The 15,642-nt window shown below is 62.5% G+C and carries 11 protein-coding genes; 8 read left to right on the top strand and 3 right to left on the bottom strand.

Features of this window, described 5'->3' with window-relative positions; all coding sequences use genetic code 11:
• The first annotated feature begins 108 nt into the window (after window positions 1–108).
• The 4 genes from VF629_RS19870 to VF629_RS25825 all read left to right on the top strand — a co-directional run bounded on the left by VF629_RS19870 (window position 109) and on the right by VF629_RS25825 (window position 2,888).
• Entirely contained in the window at window positions 109–1,326 is a 1,218-nt protein-coding gene (locus tag VF629_RS19870) for a DUF1501 domain-containing protein (RefSeq protein ID WP_331060253.1), read from the top strand.
• Between the two features lie 255 nt (window positions 1,327–1,581).
• On the top strand, window positions 1,582–1,989 hold the full coding sequence (locus VF629_RS19865) for an SPW repeat domain-containing protein (protein ID WP_331060252.1): 408 nt from the start codon (window positions 1,582–1,584) through the stop codon (window positions 1,987–1,989).
• A 108-nt stretch (window positions 1,990–2,097) separates the two neighbouring features.
• A complete protein-coding gene (locus VF629_RS19860; protein WP_331060251.1) occupies window positions 2,098–2,457 on the top strand; it encodes a hypothetical protein in 360 nt (119 codons plus the stop codon).
• On the top strand, window positions 2,400–2,888 hold the full coding sequence (locus VF629_RS25825) for an energy transducer TonB (protein WP_414653908.1): 489 nt from the start codon (window positions 2,400–2,402) through the stop codon (window positions 2,886–2,888). The genes VF629_RS19860 and VF629_RS25825 overlap by 58 nt, the downstream gene beginning before the upstream one ends.
• Before the next feature lie 2 nt (window positions 2,889–2,890).
• On the opposite strand, the gene VF629_RS19855 is transcribed toward VF629_RS25825, so the two are convergent.
• Window positions 2,891–3,655 (bottom strand): alpha/beta fold hydrolase, encoded by a 765-nt coding sequence (locus VF629_RS19855; protein WP_331060250.1) that lies wholly within the window; start codon window positions 3,653–3,655, stop codon window positions 2,891–2,893.
• A gap of 410 nt (window positions 3,656–4,065) precedes the next feature.
• Here VF629_RS19855 and VF629_RS19850 point away from each other — a divergent pair, with 410 nt between their 5' ends.
• Window positions 4,066–4,665 (top strand): hypothetical protein, encoded by a 600-nt coding sequence (locus tag VF629_RS19850; protein WP_331060249.1) that lies wholly within the window; start codon window positions 4,066–4,068, stop codon window positions 4,663–4,665.
• Between the two features lie 65 nt (window positions 4,666–4,730).
• On the opposite strand, the gene VF629_RS19845 is transcribed toward VF629_RS19850, so the two are convergent.
• Complete coding sequence (locus VF629_RS19845; RefSeq protein ID WP_331060248.1) at window positions 4,731–5,858, bottom strand: LacI family DNA-binding transcriptional regulator; 1,128 nt, start codon at window positions 5,856–5,858, stop codon at window positions 4,731–4,733.
• Between the two features lie 299 nt (window positions 5,859–6,157).
• Between VF629_RS19845 and VF629_RS19840 the strand changes: the two genes are divergently transcribed.
• The 3 genes from VF629_RS19840 (at window position 6,158) to VF629_RS19830 (ending at window position 11,536) form a co-directional block, all read left to right on the top strand.
• Window positions 6,158–7,186 (top strand): arabinan endo-1,5-alpha-L-arabinosidase, encoded by a 1,029-nt coding sequence (locus VF629_RS19840; protein WP_331060247.1) that lies wholly within the window; start codon window positions 6,158–6,160, stop codon window positions 7,184–7,186.
• A 351-nt stretch (window positions 7,187–7,537) separates the two neighbouring features.
• Window positions 7,538–10,360: a bifunctional transaldolase/phosoglucose isomerase gene (locus VF629_RS19835; RefSeq protein ID WP_331060246.1), complete on the top strand. Its 2,823-nt coding sequence runs from the start codon at window positions 7,538–7,540 to the stop codon at window positions 10,358–10,360.
• Between the two features lie 213 nt (window positions 10,361–10,573).
• Entirely contained in the window at window positions 10,574–11,536 is a 963-nt protein-coding gene (locus VF629_RS19830; RefSeq protein WP_331060245.1) for a glycoside hydrolase family 43 protein, read from the top strand.
• 127 nt (window positions 11,537–11,663) lie between these two features.
• Here the strand turns inward: VF629_RS19830 and VF629_RS19825 are convergent, their stop codons facing one another.
• Window positions 11,664–15,638 (bottom strand): beta strand repeat-containing protein, encoded by a 3,975-nt coding sequence (locus VF629_RS19825; RefSeq protein WP_331060244.1) that lies wholly within the window; start codon window positions 15,636–15,638, stop codon window positions 11,664–11,666.
• Window positions 15,639–15,642: the final 4 nt, after the last annotated feature.

Genomic DNA, 15,642 nt, shown 5'->3' with positions numbered 1-15,642 from the left:
CGACTCCCTGCGGTGCCACCACCCCAGTTGCCGCGGGCGCGGCAACGTCCCCTCCTCAGCTGAGGAGGGGAGTTTTCGTTCTTACTTCCACTCTTTCTCAATACCAGTATGGCTACCACCCGCCGCGATTTCCTCCGTACTTCTGCCCTAGCCAGCACCTTGCTGCTGGTCCCCAAATTTCTGCACGCCCTGGACCGGGGGCCGGGGCTAGCCGGACTGCGCGACGCCGTGGGTGCACGCCGGCTGATTGTGGTGCAGCTGAGCGGGGGCAACGACGGCCTCAACACCGTCATTCCTTACCGCAACGACCTGTACTACAAAGCGCGGCCCACGCTGGGCATCAAGGAGGCCGAAGGCATTTTGGCGCTCGAGAAAGACCTGGGCCTGCACCCCGCCCTGCAAGGCCTGAAAGGCTTGTATGACCAGGGGCATCTGGCCGTGCTCAACTCGGTGGGCTACCCCAACCCCGACCGTTCGCATTTCCGCTCCATGGACATTTGGCAGAGCGGCTCGGGCTCGGACGAGGTGGTGAGCACCGGCTGGCTGGGCCGCTACCTCGACTCGAATTGCCCCGACTGCCAGCGCCCCTACAACGCCCTGGAAGTAGACGACACGCTGAGCCTGGCCCTCAAAGGCGCCTCCCGCAAAGGCCTGGCCCTGAAGAATCCCGGCAAGTTTCACCAGCTCACCCAAAACCGCCTGCTGGCCAAAGTGCGCAAGGAAACCGCCCCTGCCCACCACGACCAGGTGGACTACCTCTACAAGACGCTGGCCGAAACGGCTTCCTCGGCCGACTACCTCTACGACAAATCCAAAATCTACAAGTCGGCGGTGACGTACCCCAACTCCGACTTTGGCAAAAACCTGAAAACCACCGCCGAGCTCATCAACTCCGGCGTGGAATCGCGGGTGTACTACCTGGCCCTATCCGGCTTCGACACCCACGTGCGGCAGCACGAGCAGCAGCAGCGCCTGTTTACCGACCTCGGCAACGGCCTCGCGGCCCTGGCCGACGACCTCAAGCAGCACAACCAGTGGGACAACACCCTGGTGCTGGTGTTCTCGGAATTTGGCCGGCGCGTGGGCCAAAACGCCAGCAACGGCACCGACCACGGCACGGCCAACACGATGTTTCTGGCCGGCGGCGCGCTGCAGAAAAAAGGCGTCATCAACGACGCGCCCGACCTCGCCAACCTCGACCAGGGCGACTTGCGCCACCAAGTCGATTTCCGCAGCATCTACGCCACCGTGCTCAAAGACTGGCTGGGGGCCGACGACACCGCCATTTTGGGCACAGGTTTCGAGCGGATGCGCGGCCTGGTGTAACGCCAGGGGCTTAATGAGCAATGGGCAATGGGCAATGAAAAAAGAGGCATTGTCATCCTGAGCACAGCGAAGGACCTTCTCACCGCCAAACGACTTGCAGTAATCAATCAGCGCAAGTGTAAGAAGGTCCTTCGCAAGCTCAGGATGACAATTCCTCATTGCACATCCAGCCGCAGGCGCGTAAGCTCGGCTATATCAATTAGTTACCAACTGCCGTAAGCCTGAGCATCCTTCCACCTTTCACTTCCACAAGTTATGAAAGTCATTTCGCCCACCGTCCACGGCATCCTCGACTACGGAACCTGCGCGTTCTTTGCCCTGGCGCCCTCGCTCTTCGACCTGCACGGCACCTACGCCACCGTTTGCTACGTGCTGGCGGCCGGCTACCTGGTTATCTCGCTGCTCACCAACATGCCGCTGGGCGCCATGCGCGTCATCCCGTTTCCGGTGCACGGCAAGCTGGAGCTGGTGAGCGGCCTGGTGTTCATTGCCTCGCCCTGGCTGTTTGGCTTTGCCAATGACAACGAAACGGCCCGCAACCTGTTCGTAGGCGCCGGCATCGTGTTCCTAGTGGTGTATTTCCTCACCGACTGGTACGCCCAAACCCGCGAAGCCGGTGTGCATGGCCACACCGTAAGCAGCGCCGGCGCTCAGAACCGCTAGGCACTGGCCCCTGTTCTTCTTTCAAAGCCCTGCTTCTCACCCGAGGCAGGGCTTTTTTATGCGGTATGGTGCAGTAGCTTGCGGGCTCAACTCGCCTTGTATACCAACATGAAAACACCTTTTACCGGAATGGTTGCCGCGGCCGCATTGCTGGTCGCCGTCGTTTCTACCGCAGCGGGTCAGGAAGCCGCGCCGACCGCCGCCTACACCGGCCCACACTACCCCGGTGGCCCCGACTCGCTGCGGGCTTTGCTGTACCGTAGCACCCAAGTCGCCACGCCACGCCCCTCGGGCCGCGTGGTGCTAAAATTTGAGTTGAAAAATGGAATTCAGCCCAGCAACTTCGAACTCATCCTGCCGCCAGGTTCGCCCAACCCGAACCTGTTGGCGGCCGCCGCGGCCGCTATTGAATACCTACAGGGGCACATGCTGGCCTGGCAGGCAGGCGCCCCGACCCTACCTTACTGACTACTGCCAGCCCCAAGCTTCGCCTGCTACTTGACTACAACGCTACCTCAGTTGCTCAGCCTTATGCCTATGCCGACCAGAACCCAACGCTCCCAGAAGCACTGGCCCTGCGTCGGGCTCAAAAGAATCAGCGTGCACCTGTCCACCTCGACTATTCATCCAGCAGCCTGATTGCCTACATTCAAAGGCAAGTAAAGTACCCGCCTGCGGCATTACGCCAAAGACTGCAAGGCGTGGCGTACGCTTACTTCGAAATTGCCGGAAACGGTGCCATTGAACGACCGGCTATCGTGGGCACGGTGGGCGAGCCGCTGGACGAGGCGGTTCTTAAAACTATTGAGAATCTACCAGTTGCTACCGTGCCAGCGCTGCTGCATGGACGGCCTGTGCGCGTCTATTACGTACTGCCTATCACATTTGTAATTCAATAGTCCTACTGCCCAAACACGGCCTCGGCCAGGGCCAGTACTGCCCGGCGCGTTTGCTCCGGCTGCTCCAGGTAGGCTTGGTGGCCGCTGCCTTCCAGGAACAAGGCGTGGGCTTCGGCGGGCATGGCGGCCTGGCGCACGGCGTCATCAAAGTGCACGGCTACGTCGTGCTTGCCGGCAACCATCAGCACCGGGAATTTGGCGTTGCCAAGCACTTGGGTGCGGTCGGGGCGGGCGGCCATGCCGCGCAGGGCGCCAACGATGGTGCTTTCGGGCGTGGCTTTGCCGATTTCCTCTAGTAAACCGCGGGCGTCGGTGAGCTTGTCGCGGTTGACGGGCGCAAACAGGGGGCGCACGAACGATTCCATGAACTTGGCCACGCCGTGCCGCTCCACAAAGCCGATGTTTTTCTCGCGGTTCTGGCGCTTCTCGTCGGTGTCGGCCAGGGCCGAGGAATTGATGAGCGCCAGCCCGGCCACGCGCTGGGGCCAGCGCTCGGCCAGGGCCAAAGCCACGTAGCCGCCCATGCTGTGGCACACCAGCAGCACCGGGTGCGGGCAGTCTTTCTGGGCGAGGTAGTCGATGACGTAGCGGGCCTGCGCCTCCATCGAAAAGTCGGGCACGGGCGCCAGGTTGGTGCCGTGGCCGGGCAGGTTGGGCGCCAGCAGCCGGTAGCCGTCGGGGAAAGCGCGGGTGAATTCGGTCCACACCTCGCGGCTTTCGGCAAAGCCGTGGAGGAAGACGATGGTGGGCAAAGGGGCGGTGCTCATGCGGGGATTACTTTGCGGACGGCGCAACTGCCTGCTCTTTCCAAAAAGGAATTTACACGGCAGCGCCCGGACTTTATTTTACCAAAACTACTCACGATGATTTCCCGGCGGCACTATCCATATATTCTAGCTCTCGGAATAGGCCTCGTGTATTCCTTACTTGCGCGCTTCGTGCTCGACGAATTTATGCCCGCTCGTAGCAGCGGCCTGCTCAGCATTTCCTTCCTTGCGGTGATGCGGTGACGCCTTCTGTTTTGGGCGCTATCACGGCGCATTTCACGCCGACTTCAGCCTCCAAAAGCTGGCGGTTGGTGTGGGCACCGTTTTCAGTAGTAATGAGCTTCATGATGGCTGCACTCCTTTTTCATCTGGAAGGCATGATTTGCGTTATCATCATGTTCCCATTATTTATGTTTCTGGCCGTAATTGGGGCACGTATATACGCTGTTATTACGGATACTCGCGATGACCGGCGCAGCAAAACGCTGGTAGTTGCCGCCTTCGCCATCCTGCCCTTCATTGCCGGCCCCATCGAAGCTCGATTCAACAACCCCGACGATTTCCGCCGCGTTGAAAACACCGTTCTCATTAACGCGCCGGCCGCCGTGGTGTGGCAGCACATCATCCGCGTGGCCCCCATTCCGGCGCAGGACTTGGGCCATAGCCTGATTGACGACATCGGCTTCCCGCGCCCCATGGAGGCCACCCTCACCCGCGAAGGCGTGGGCGGCGTGCGTCACGCCACCTTCGAGCGCGGCGTAGGGTTCATCGAAACCGTGGACGAGTGGGTGCTGTTGCAGCGCCTTTCGTTCAGCATCGTGCCGAATACGGCCACCATCCCACCCACCACCTTCGACGAGCCATCGTGGGCGGCCGGTTTTCCGACGTGCTGCGCGGCACCTACGAGTTGCGGCCCGCCGGCCCGAACCGCACGCGCCTGGTGCTGCACAGCCAGCAGCGCCTCAGCACCCACCTCAATTGGTACGCCGGCCTGTGGACCGGCTTTGTGATGAGCGAAATTCAAGGCCGCATTCTGGCCGTGCTCAAGCGGCGCTGCGAAACGGCCGCCACGTCCTCAGGTGTGGCGCGCCTGGCGCCGCGGTAGCGCACCAGCGGCATCACCCGCTTCGGCCGGCTCGGAGGCGCCGCTGCGCAGCGAGGAGGCCCGAATAAAGAGCTGCGGCTGCAGCACCACCTGGCGCTGCGAAAACGGCGCGTTTTTGGCGTCGACCAAGTCGGTGAACAGTCGGAACGCGGCCTGGCCCATTTCCTCGCAGCGCTGGTCCACCGACGTGAGCATGGGTTCGGCCACCTGGGTGAGGGCCTCGTTGCTGAAGCCGGCCAGCGCGATGTCCTGCGGCACCCGGATGCCCCGGCTCTTCAGCAGTTGCAGCGCGCCGAGAATGGCCGAGTCGCCGGCCGCAAACACGGCGTCGGGGGGCTGGGGCAAGGTCAGGAGCTCGGCCATGCACGCGGCGCCGCCTTCCACGGTCATGTCGCAGCTTTTTATCAGGCCCTCCTCGGGGGCGATGCCGTAGCTCTGCAGGGCATCGAGGTAGCCCTGGCGGCGGTTTTTGTAGATGTTGAGGTGCTGCATGCCGACAAAGTGGGCAATGCGGCGGCAGCCCTGCTCCAGCAAGTGCCGGGTGGCCTGGTAGCCGCCTTCGCGGTCGTTGAGCAGCACGGCGTTCACGTTGTCGCCCTCCAGAATGCGGTCGAAAAACACCAGCGGCACCCCGTGCTTGCGCACCTTTTCGAAGTGCTTGAAGTCGAGGGTGGTCAGCGACAGCGACACCAAGATGCCCGCCACCTGCGCGCTAAGCAGCGTTTCCAGGTTTTTGCGCTCCTGGGCCACGTCCTCGCTCGACTGGCAGATGATGACGCTGAAACCGGCCTTGCTGGCCGCCGTTTCAATGCCGTGCACCACCGAGGCAAAGAAGCGTCCTTCGATGTAGGGCACAATCACGCCCAGCAGCTTGCTCTTGCCTTTGCGCAGGGCCGCGGCCAGGTGGTTGGGCTGGTAATTGAGCTTTTTGGCCAGCTTGAGCACGGCCTGCTTGGTGGCGGGTCCGATGCTGTGGTGGTCGCTGAGCGCCCGCGAAATCGTGGTCATGGACACGCCCAGTTCCCGCGCCAGGTCGGCCATGGAAACGGGGCTGCTGGCCTCGGGCTGTTTGGTGGTATCGGAGCGGCGAGAAGCCATTTGACGTAGGCAAAAATGAAATGTGGAGCGTAAAGCTACTGCGTCTTGCCAGTTACCCACCTATGCGGCCCGAACTGGCAACGCCGCCCCTCCGGGCAACCCTTGCTGCTTCAGCAGCATATGCATGAGCGGTTTGCCATAGGCCTACCGTTGAGCATCGTTTCAGCATACGGAGCCTCAGAAAGGCTAGGAGTCATTTGCGATGAAAGATAAATAATTTACACAAACGATTGTGAAAAAGCATAACTTTGGCCGAGCAGTAAAAACCATCTGCCGCTAACGCCTCAACACAATCGTTAATGCAAACTTTGACCAGCGTATTCACCAAGTTCCTGCTGTTGGCCTGCGTGCTGCTGGGCCCGCCAGCCAGCGCCCAGCAGCCCGGCCGGCCGCCGCAGGGCCCCACCACCACCCCGTCGGCCCACGACCCGGTCATGATTCGGCAGAACGGCACGTACTATATGTTTTGCACCGGCAACGGCATCGCCGTGTGGTCGTCGCCCGACCTGAAAACCTGGACGCCCCAAAAGCCCGTGTTTGTGGCGCCGCCAGCCTGGGCGGTGGCGGCCATCCCCAGCTTCAAAGGCCACATCTGGGCGCCCGACATTTCGTTTGCCAACGGGCAATACAGCCTGTTTTATTCGGTGTCGGCGTTCGGGAAGAACACCTCTTGCATTGGCCTGGCAACCAACAAAACCCTGGACCCGGCCTCGCCCGACTTCAAATGGGTCGACCACGGCAAGGTCATCCAGTCGGTGCCCGGCCGCGACATGTGGAACGCCATCGACCCCAACCTGGCCCGCGACGCCGGCGGGGCCCCGTGGCTGGTGTTCGGCTCCTTTTGGAGCGGCATGAAGCTGGTGAAGCTCAAGCCCGACCTCACGGCCCCGGCCCAGCCCGAGCAGTGGCGCACGGTGGCCAAGCGCCCGCGCGACCCGAAGCTGAACGACTCGCTGCCTGGCGACGGCGCCATTGAAGCGCCATTCATCTTCAAGAAAGGCGGCTTTTATTACCTGTTCACGTCGTTTGACTATTGCTGCCGCGGGCCGCAGAGCACCTACAAAATGGTGGTGGGGCGCGCCAAAGACATCACCGGGCCCTACCTGGACCAGGCCGGCACCGCGCTGGAACAGGGCGGCGGCACGCTGGTACTGGCCGGCGACAAAAACTGGTTTGGCGTGGGCCACAACTCCGTGTACACGTTCGACAATGCCGACTACCTCGTCTTTCACGGCTACGATGCGGCCGACCGCGGCCGGCCCAAGTTGCGCATTGAAAAGCTGGCCTGGGACAAGGACGGCTGGCCGACCGTGGCCGTAGCGCCGTGAGGAGCGTTCTGCCAGGCGAACCTTACCCCCGGCCCTACCGGGTACGCCCCCGGTTCGCTTGATGCGCGAAGCCCCAGGAGAGGGGAGCCACGGCGGCGCGGCTGTAGCGCGGACTTTTAGTCCGCGCGTGAACTGTGTAGATGGGAGCAACTCGCGGACTAAAAGTCCGCGCTACCATTCGTCAGGCTCCCCTCTCCGCGGGAGAGGGGCCCGGGGGTGAGGTTCCAGTGAGCGAGCTGCGGCGCGCAGCACGACGTGCTTTCCCCCCGGCTTTTCGCAAATATCCGCGTATAGGTTGAAATCAACGCCATTCATTTCTGACCTTTGGCGCACTTACTAACCGCACCTTCTATGAACCCTCTCGTTGCCATTCGCGAGTTTGACCAGAGCCTCTGGCTGGACTTTATCAGCCGTCCTATTCTGATTAACGGCAAGTTACAGCGCCGCATTGCCGACGAAGCCCTGCGCGGCGTGACGTCGAATCCGGCCATTTTTGCCAAGTCCATCGGCGACACGGCCGACTACGATTCGGCCATCAAGGCCCTAGCGTTGCAAGGCAAAACGACCGACGAAATCTACACCAACCTGGCCGTGGCCGACGTGCAGGCCGCCTGCGACCTGTTCCGGCCCCTCTACGACCGCGAAACCAACAGCAGCGACGGCTACGTGAGCCTCGAAGTGTCGCCGGAGCTGGTGAACGACACCGAAGGCACCATCGAGGAGGGCCTGCGCCTGTGGAAAACCGTGGACCGGCCCAACGTCATGATAAAAGTGCCGGCCACACTGGAGGGCCTGCCCGCCATCCGCCGCCTCATTTCGGAAGGCGTGAACGTGAACGTGACCTTGATTTTTGGGCTGGAGCGCTACCGCCTCGTGACCGAGGCCTTCCTGCAGGGCCTCGAAGACCGCGCCCAAGCCGGCCAGCCGCTGGCGCGCATCGACTCGGTGGCCAGCTTCTTCCTCTCGCGCATCGACGTGCTGATTGACCCAATGCTGGAGAAAATCGCGGCCGAAGGCGGCGAGAAGGGCACCTTGGCGCAGTCGATGGTAGGCGAAGTGGCCCTGGCCAGCGCCAAGCAGGCCTACCAGATGTATAAGGAGATTTTTGCCGGCCCGCGTTGGGACGCGCTCAAGGCGCAGGGTGCCGAAACGCAGCGCTTGCTGTGGGCCAGCACTGGCAACAAAAACCCCAAGTACGACGACCTGAAGTACGTCGAGAACCTCATTGGCCCCAAGACGGTGAACACCGTACCGGTGGAGACGTTGGACATTTTCCGCGAAAAAGGCCAGCCCGCTGTTCGCCTCGAAGAAGGCCTCGACAAAGCCCACGAGGTGCTGAGCCGCCTGCCCGAGCTGGGCATTGACCTGGAAGAGCAAACTAACTTCCTGGAAACGGACGGTGCGAAGAAATTCAAGGAGCCGTTTAGCAAACTGATGCTGTCGCTGGACATGAAGCGCAAGCAGGCGCAAGACCAGGCCGTGGTGCCCGCCACCATGCGCCTGGGCGGCTACCAGGCGGCCATCGACAAGAAAACCTTGGAGTTTAACGACCAAAACTTCACGGCCGGCTTTTGGGAGAAAAAGGCCGACCTCTGGGTGCAGGACGAAGCCGGCCAGCAGAGCATCCGCAGCTTCATGGGCTGGCTGCGCGTAGCCGAAACGATGGTGAGTGCCGTGCCCACCATCGAAACGTTCGTGAACGAGGTGCAAGCTGCGGGCTTCAAGCACGTGGTGGTGATGGGCATGGGCGGCAGCACCATGGCGCCCATTGTGTTTACCTCGTCGTTCCCGAAGGGTGAAAACGGCCTCCCCATCACCGTGCTCGACACGACCGACCCCGGCACGGTGCGCAAAGTGGAAGAATCAGTACCCTTGGCCGAAACGCTGTTCATTGTGGCCAGCAAATCGGGTACCACGGCCGAGCCACTGGCTTTCGGCGACTACTTCTACGCCAAGCTGAAAGAGCTGAAGGGCGACAAAGCCGGCGAAAACTTCGTGGCCATCACCGACCCGGGCTCCAAGTTTGTGACCGACGCCACAGCGGCCAACTACCGCCGCATTTTCCTAAACTTCCCGGAAGTGGGCGGGCGCTTCTCGGCCCTCACCTACTTCGGGCTGGTGCCGGCGGCGCTGTATGGCTTGCCCATCGGCGAAATGCTCGAGCGCGCCATTCTGATGATGCGGGCCTGCGGCGCCTATGGCCCCGTGCACACCAACCCGGGCCTGGAACTGGGCGTGGCGCTGGGCGTGCTGGCCGAGCAAGGCCGCGACAAGCTGACGCTGGTGGTGCCCGACGCGCTGCACGACCTGGGCCTGTGGCTGGAGCAGCTGCTGGCCGAGAGCACCGGCAAAGAAGGCAAAGGCATTCTGCCGGTAGCGGGCGAGCCCCTGGGCGACCCCAGCATCTACGGCACCGACCGCGTGTTTGTGTACGTGGGCTACAAAGACCAGCCCGACGAAGCCAACACCAGCAAACTGAAAGCGCTGGAACAAGCCGGCCACCCGGTCATCACCATCCTGATGGATGATGCGCTGGACCTGGGCCAGGAGTTCTACCGCTGGGAAGTGGCCACGGCCGTGGCCAGCGCCGTGTTCGGCATCAACCCCTTCGACCAGCCCAACGTGCAGTCGGCCAAAACGGCTACTGACAAGCTGATGAAGGCCGTGGAAGAACAAGGCAAATTGCCAGAAGGCGAGCAACCCGTAGCCACCGAAAACGGTGTGGAGTACTACACCGCAGCCCAGGGCGAAGGCGCCGCAGGCGTTCTGGAAGCCTTCTTTGCGCAAGCCCAGCCTGGCGATTTCATGTGCCTGCAAGCCTACCTGACCGAAACGCCTGCCGTGAGTGCCAGCCTGCTGGAGCTGCGCCAACGCGTGCAAAAGGCCTTACACATTGCCACCACGTCGGGCTACGGCCCGCGATTTCTGCACAGCACCGGCCAGTACCACAAGGGCGGCCCCAACACGGGCTTGTTTGTGCAATTCACCGACGACAACCCGCAGGATTTGCCCCTGCCCGGCCGCTCCTACAGCTTCGGCACGTTCAAAAACGCTCAGGCCCTGGGCGACTTGCAGGCGCTGCACGACAACGGCCGCCGCACGCTGCGCGTGCATCTTGGCAACGACGCTGAGAAAGGTTTGAAAACCTTGCTGGCAGCGCTGCCGCTGGCTTAAGTAATTGCATCCACCTGATAATTGACCGTCATGCTGAGCGCAGTCGAAGCATCTCTACCGCGAGAGTAAATGATTACTAGTGCACGCGAGACGCTTCGACTGCGCTCAGCATGACGGTCTTTTTCAGTCAAATTCTTTCGCAGACCTACCAAAGCCCACCCACCAAACCGCCTGTTTATGCATAAAATACACAATCGATTGTGTACGGCAATAATGTTGCTTTGCGCGTCCTCGGCAGCAGCATTTGCTCAAACCACGCCGGCCGGCGCCCCAACCTTAGGCGCCACGGTAGGCGGCAACCCCATCATCAAAAGCAAGTACACCGCCGACCCCGCCGCGATGGTGCAAAAGGGCACCGTGTACCTCTACACTGGCCACGACGAAGCCCCGCCGCGCCAGGAGCGCTACGTGATGAACGATTGGCTGTGCTTCTCCTCGACCGACATGGTGAACTGGACCGAGCACCCGGTGCCGCTCAAGGTGTCGGATTTTGCCTGGGCCAAGGGCGATGCCTGGGCCTCGCAGGTGGTGGCGCGCAACGGCAAGTTCTATTGGTACGCGGCCGTGGAGCACGGCAGCATTCCGGGCAAATCCATTGGCGTGGCGGTGGCCGATAATCCGACGGGCCCGTTCAAGGATGCGCGCGGCTCGGCGCTCATTGCCAACAACATGACTACCGATGATAAGCACCCCTGGGACGACATTGACCCCAGCGTTTTCATCGACGACAAAGGGCAGGCCCATCTTTTCTGGGGCAACGTGACGTGTTACTACGCCAAGCTCAAGCCCAATATGACGGAGCTGGATGGGCCCATCAAAACTGTGAAGCTGCCGCAGTTTACGGAGGCGCCCTGGGTGCACGAGCGCAACGGCTGGTACTACCTGAGCTACGCCTCGCAGTTCCCTGAGAAGATTGTGTACGCTATGAGCCGCAGCATTGATGGGCAGTGGGAATACAAAGGCATTCTGAATGAGGTGGCCGGCAACTCCAACACCAACCACCAAGCCATCATCGACTTCAAAGGCCAGTCGTACTTTATTTACCACAACGGCGGCCTCAACCCCGACGGCGGCAGCTTCCGCCGCTCGGTGTGCATCGACTACCTCTACTATAACCAGGACGGCACCATGAAGCGCGTGGTCATGACCACGGAAGGCGTGAAGGCGGCGAAGTAGCCGGCTCGGGCATTTCCGTGCGCAGTCGCCCGCAGTCAGCCACTCAACGGCGCGGCCCCAAGCACAACGCCAAGCTTCTCCGCAACGGGAAAAGCTTGGCGTTGTGCTTGGGGCCGCGCCGGGCGCGTTATTCCTTCACCAGGCGCTTGGCAAACTGCTGGCCGTTGGTGCCGCGCACCAGCACCACGTAGGTGCCGTTGGCCACCGTTCGCAAGTCGAGCGGATGGATGCCACCGCCGCTGAAGGCAGCGGTCAACACCTGCCGGCCCACGTTGTCGAGCACGCGTACCTGGTACGTGCCGGCGGGCAGCAGGCTCAGGTCGAGGCGCGTGATGGCGGTGGCGGGGTTGGGGAACAGCGCAATGGCCCCGGCAGTAGCAGAACTAAAGCTCACTGCCTGCACCGGCGAGTAGCTAGAGGCACCGTCGCGGTCTACCTGACGCAGGCGGTAGTACACCGGGCCGGTCAAAGCAGCGCCGATGCCGGCGTCGGTGTGGGCGTAGGCCGTGGCGCTGCTGGTGGTGCCTTGGACAGCCACGCGGGCAATGTCCTTGAAGGCGAGGCCGTCGGTGCTGCGCTGCACCTCGAAATGGTCGTTGTTTAGCTCGCTGGCGGTGCGCCAGTTCAACTGCGCGTCCACGGCACGCACCACCTTCACCCCAAAGCTGACCAGTTCCACGGGCAAGGGGCGGTTGTCAATCGGCATGGAATAAGTGGCGACGTTGTCGCTGCCCGCCCCGCTGTCGTCGGTGGCCGTGTACGTAAACGTGCCCGTGCCCACGTAGCCGGCGACGGGGTCGAAGAACAGCTGCCCGGCCTGCGCCAACGGAATCACCTGCCCCGGCACCACCGGCGCATTGTTCAGGTACAGAATGCCGGCCGTGGTGCTGGGCAGGGTTTGGATGGTGAAATACTCCAGCGGCGGGCCCGTGGTCACGGTGCCCCGCAGCGCCGAAATGCCGGTCGATGCCGCGGAATTGCTCAGCATCCGGTTGGTGACGTTGTTGGCGGTAAGCCCTTTGGCACAGGTACCGAAGTACAGGTCATCAAGGCCGAAGTCGTTGCCGTCCGGGTCTTTGTTGACGTCCCGGATTTCGATGACGGCTGTGGTGTTGTTGCCCGAAAACCACAGGTCGGAGAAGCGGGTGTAGCTGGTGGTCCCGTCGAGCGTGGTCACCGACGAGGTGGACTTGCCGTTGATGACGAAGCCCAGCTGGGCCCCGCTCTGGGGGTTCACGCTGTTGGCGTACGCCGAGAAGCTGTAGTAGGTGTTGGTTTTCACCGTGATGGTCTGCTGGTACACCACCGATAGGTTTTGCGAGCCGTTCACAATCATGAAGTTGTCGCCGGCTCCGAGACGGCCCGCTCCCGCAAAGCTGGGGTGGTAGTTGAAGGCGTTGTTGCCTACCGCATACAAGGCCTCGGGAATCAACTCGTCGTTGACGCCCGGGTTGTCATTCACGAAGCCGTAGCTGGAGGTGAAGCCCGTGTTGCCGTTGGTGAAGCTGGGGTTGGTCAACTGGTTGGTGCCCGTGCCAATGGTGCACACCAGGTTGGCGTCGTACACGTTCAGGGCCACCGTCGACACGTTGGAGCAGGGCGGGTTGGCCGTGGGCACGCACACTTGGTACGTGAAGCTGTCCGGGCCCAGATAGCCGTTGGTGGGCGTGTAGGCGTAGCTGCCGTCGGCGTTGAACACCAGCGTGCCGTGGGTCGGGTTGCTGACCCGGGTGGCCGTGAAGCCGCTGTTGGCCAGGTTGGCGGGGTTGGCGTCGTTGAGGATGACGTTGCCCGACTTGGAGGCATTGCCCGGTATTTCGTTGCTGTCGTCGTTGGTCACGAAAAAGTTGCCCGGCGTCACGTTCACGCTAAACGTGGCCTGGTCGGCGGCCGCGTTAGCGCCCTGGCTGGTGCTGGTGCCCACGGTGCTCACTAGGGAGTTGGCTCCCTGGGTGGTGGGCGAAGTGAAGGTAAACGTGTAGGTGTTGGTGTTGGCAGCGCCGCTGTTGAGCACCGGCACCGTGGCGAAGACGATGGTGTTGGTGCCGCTGTTGTACGTGGCTGTGGAAGGCAGCGCCGCCTGTTGCGAAGCCGTCATGCTGGCCCCCGTGGGCAGGCGCACCTGCTGGGTTACTTGGGTGGCCGACTGCGGGCCATTGTTGGTGAAGGTGGCCGTGAACGTGCCCGACGACACGCCCGCGCCCAGGGTAGTGGGGCCGCTCACGGTGGTGGTCACGTCGGCCACTGGGCCCACCACCGGGATGGTGTAGGTAGCCGGCAGGTTGGAGGCAATGCCCGCGTTATTGATGGCGAAAAAGGTAAAGGTGGCGTTGCCGGAGAAGCCCGGCTCGGGGTCGAAGCTGAGCCCGGCGGCTTGGGCAGCCGTCAGGACTTGGCCGGCCGTGACCACGGTGGCGCCCAAGTCCAGGTACAGGATGCCGCTGGCGGCAGTAGGCAAGCTGGCAATGCGGTAGTTGGTCACCGAGCCGCCGGCGTTGGGGTCGGAGCCGGCCAGCGCCTGGACGGCGGTGGGCGCGTTCGTGCTGGGCATGGCCGGCGCGTTGGTGACGGCTGTGGCCACTGGCGGCTGGGGGCTCGGCCCGGCGCACAGCGCGCTGTTGGGGATAATCTGCTGGCTGATGCCTGCGCCTGCCGCGCTGCTGTACTCCAAGGTGAGGGTGTTGCCGCCCGTGGCTTCGCCGTAATACACGAGGATGTTGTGCAAGCCGGCCGACAACGTCGCGGTGGCCTGCACGAGTCGGGGCCCGTGGGCGCCGCCGTTGTTGATGGTGGCGTTGGCGAGGGTGGGGGCCAAGGCGGCCCCGTCGAGCCACAGGTAAGAAGCGTCGTCGGAGGTCAGGTAGAAGGTGTAGGCCCCGGCGGTGGGGATGTACACGCTGCCGCGGTGGCGGGTCGAAAACTGGTCGGGGTCGGTGGCGGTGGCGCCCTGGATTGCCGGCGGAATGATGGTCCCCCAACCGTTGGCGGCCGTGGTGGAGCTGCTCGCAAAATTCAGCTGCGGGTCGATGCGCGTCAGGCCCGGCGCGGTGCTGTTGAAGAAAGCCAGGTTGTCGTTAAAATAGCCCGGGTAATAATCGGCGGCCAGGCCGCTCGACGAGGGGCCGCCGCCGTACGCCGGGCCGCAGCCCACGGGCGCGGCGGGGCTCACCAGCGGAATGGTGTAGGTAGCCGAGTTAGCGCTAAAATTGCCGTTGCTGTCGGTGGCGCTGTAGGCAAACGTCAGGTTCTGGGTGGCGCCGTTGCCTGGGGTGTAATAAAGCTGGCTGGCTTGGGTGGTCGTGAGCACGGCGCCGGCCGCGAGCGCCGGACTGTTGCCGTTGCCCACGCGCAACGTACCCACGGAGGGCACACTGGCCAAGGTATAGGTGGCCACGGTGGCACCGGCCGGCCCGGTGATGGTGGCGCTGAGTGGGCTGATTTGGGTGGCGTTGAAAACAGCCGTGGTGCTGATGCTGGCCGTCGTCACGTCGTTAACCGTGAGTTGAGGGTTGGCTACCGGTGGCGCGGTCAGGGACATATCGTCCAAGCCGAAGTCGTTGCCATTGCTGTCGGTGTTCACGTTGCGCAACCGGATATCTAGCGACGTGCCGGCCCCGGTGTTTACCGTCAGCGTATTTAGCTGCCACACTCCACCGTCGTTGGGGTTGGTGAAAGGAGCACCCACGTTCGTGCCATTGATTGCCACCTGAATGCGGGCCTTGCTCGTCGGGAACGTGTTGAGCAGCCAGAAGGAAAACTGATAAGATTGGTTAGGCTGCAGGCCGGTCACGTTGCGCTGCCACACGTTGGTGGTGGCCACCAAAGACGCGTTTACTATCATGTAGCGGCCCGTGCCCGTGGTGTGGTCGCCGTAGCTGGCCAGAAAATTGGGGTTGAAGGCCCGGTTGTCGGTGCCAATGGTGTAATTGCCAGGACCCGGGTCAGCAGTAGGCGGCGGGATGTAAGTGTAGGCCGTGTTAAAACCCGTGTTGCCGGCCTCAAACCCGGGGTTGGGCAATAGGTTTTGGGCGGCGGCGGGTGTCGCGCAGAGCAGCCCCGCCAGCAGCAGCGCCCACAAGGAGTAGAATAAGTGTGTTTTCAAAATA

It is taken from the genome of Hymenobacter sp., assembly GCF_036388155.1.
In the GTDB taxonomy this organism is placed as follows: domain Bacteria; phylum Bacteroidota; class Bacteroidia; order Cytophagales; family Hymenobacteraceae; genus Hymenobacter.
Note: the sequence above shows the minus strand (reverse complement) of the source record. Positions and strands in the feature narration are given on the sequence as shown.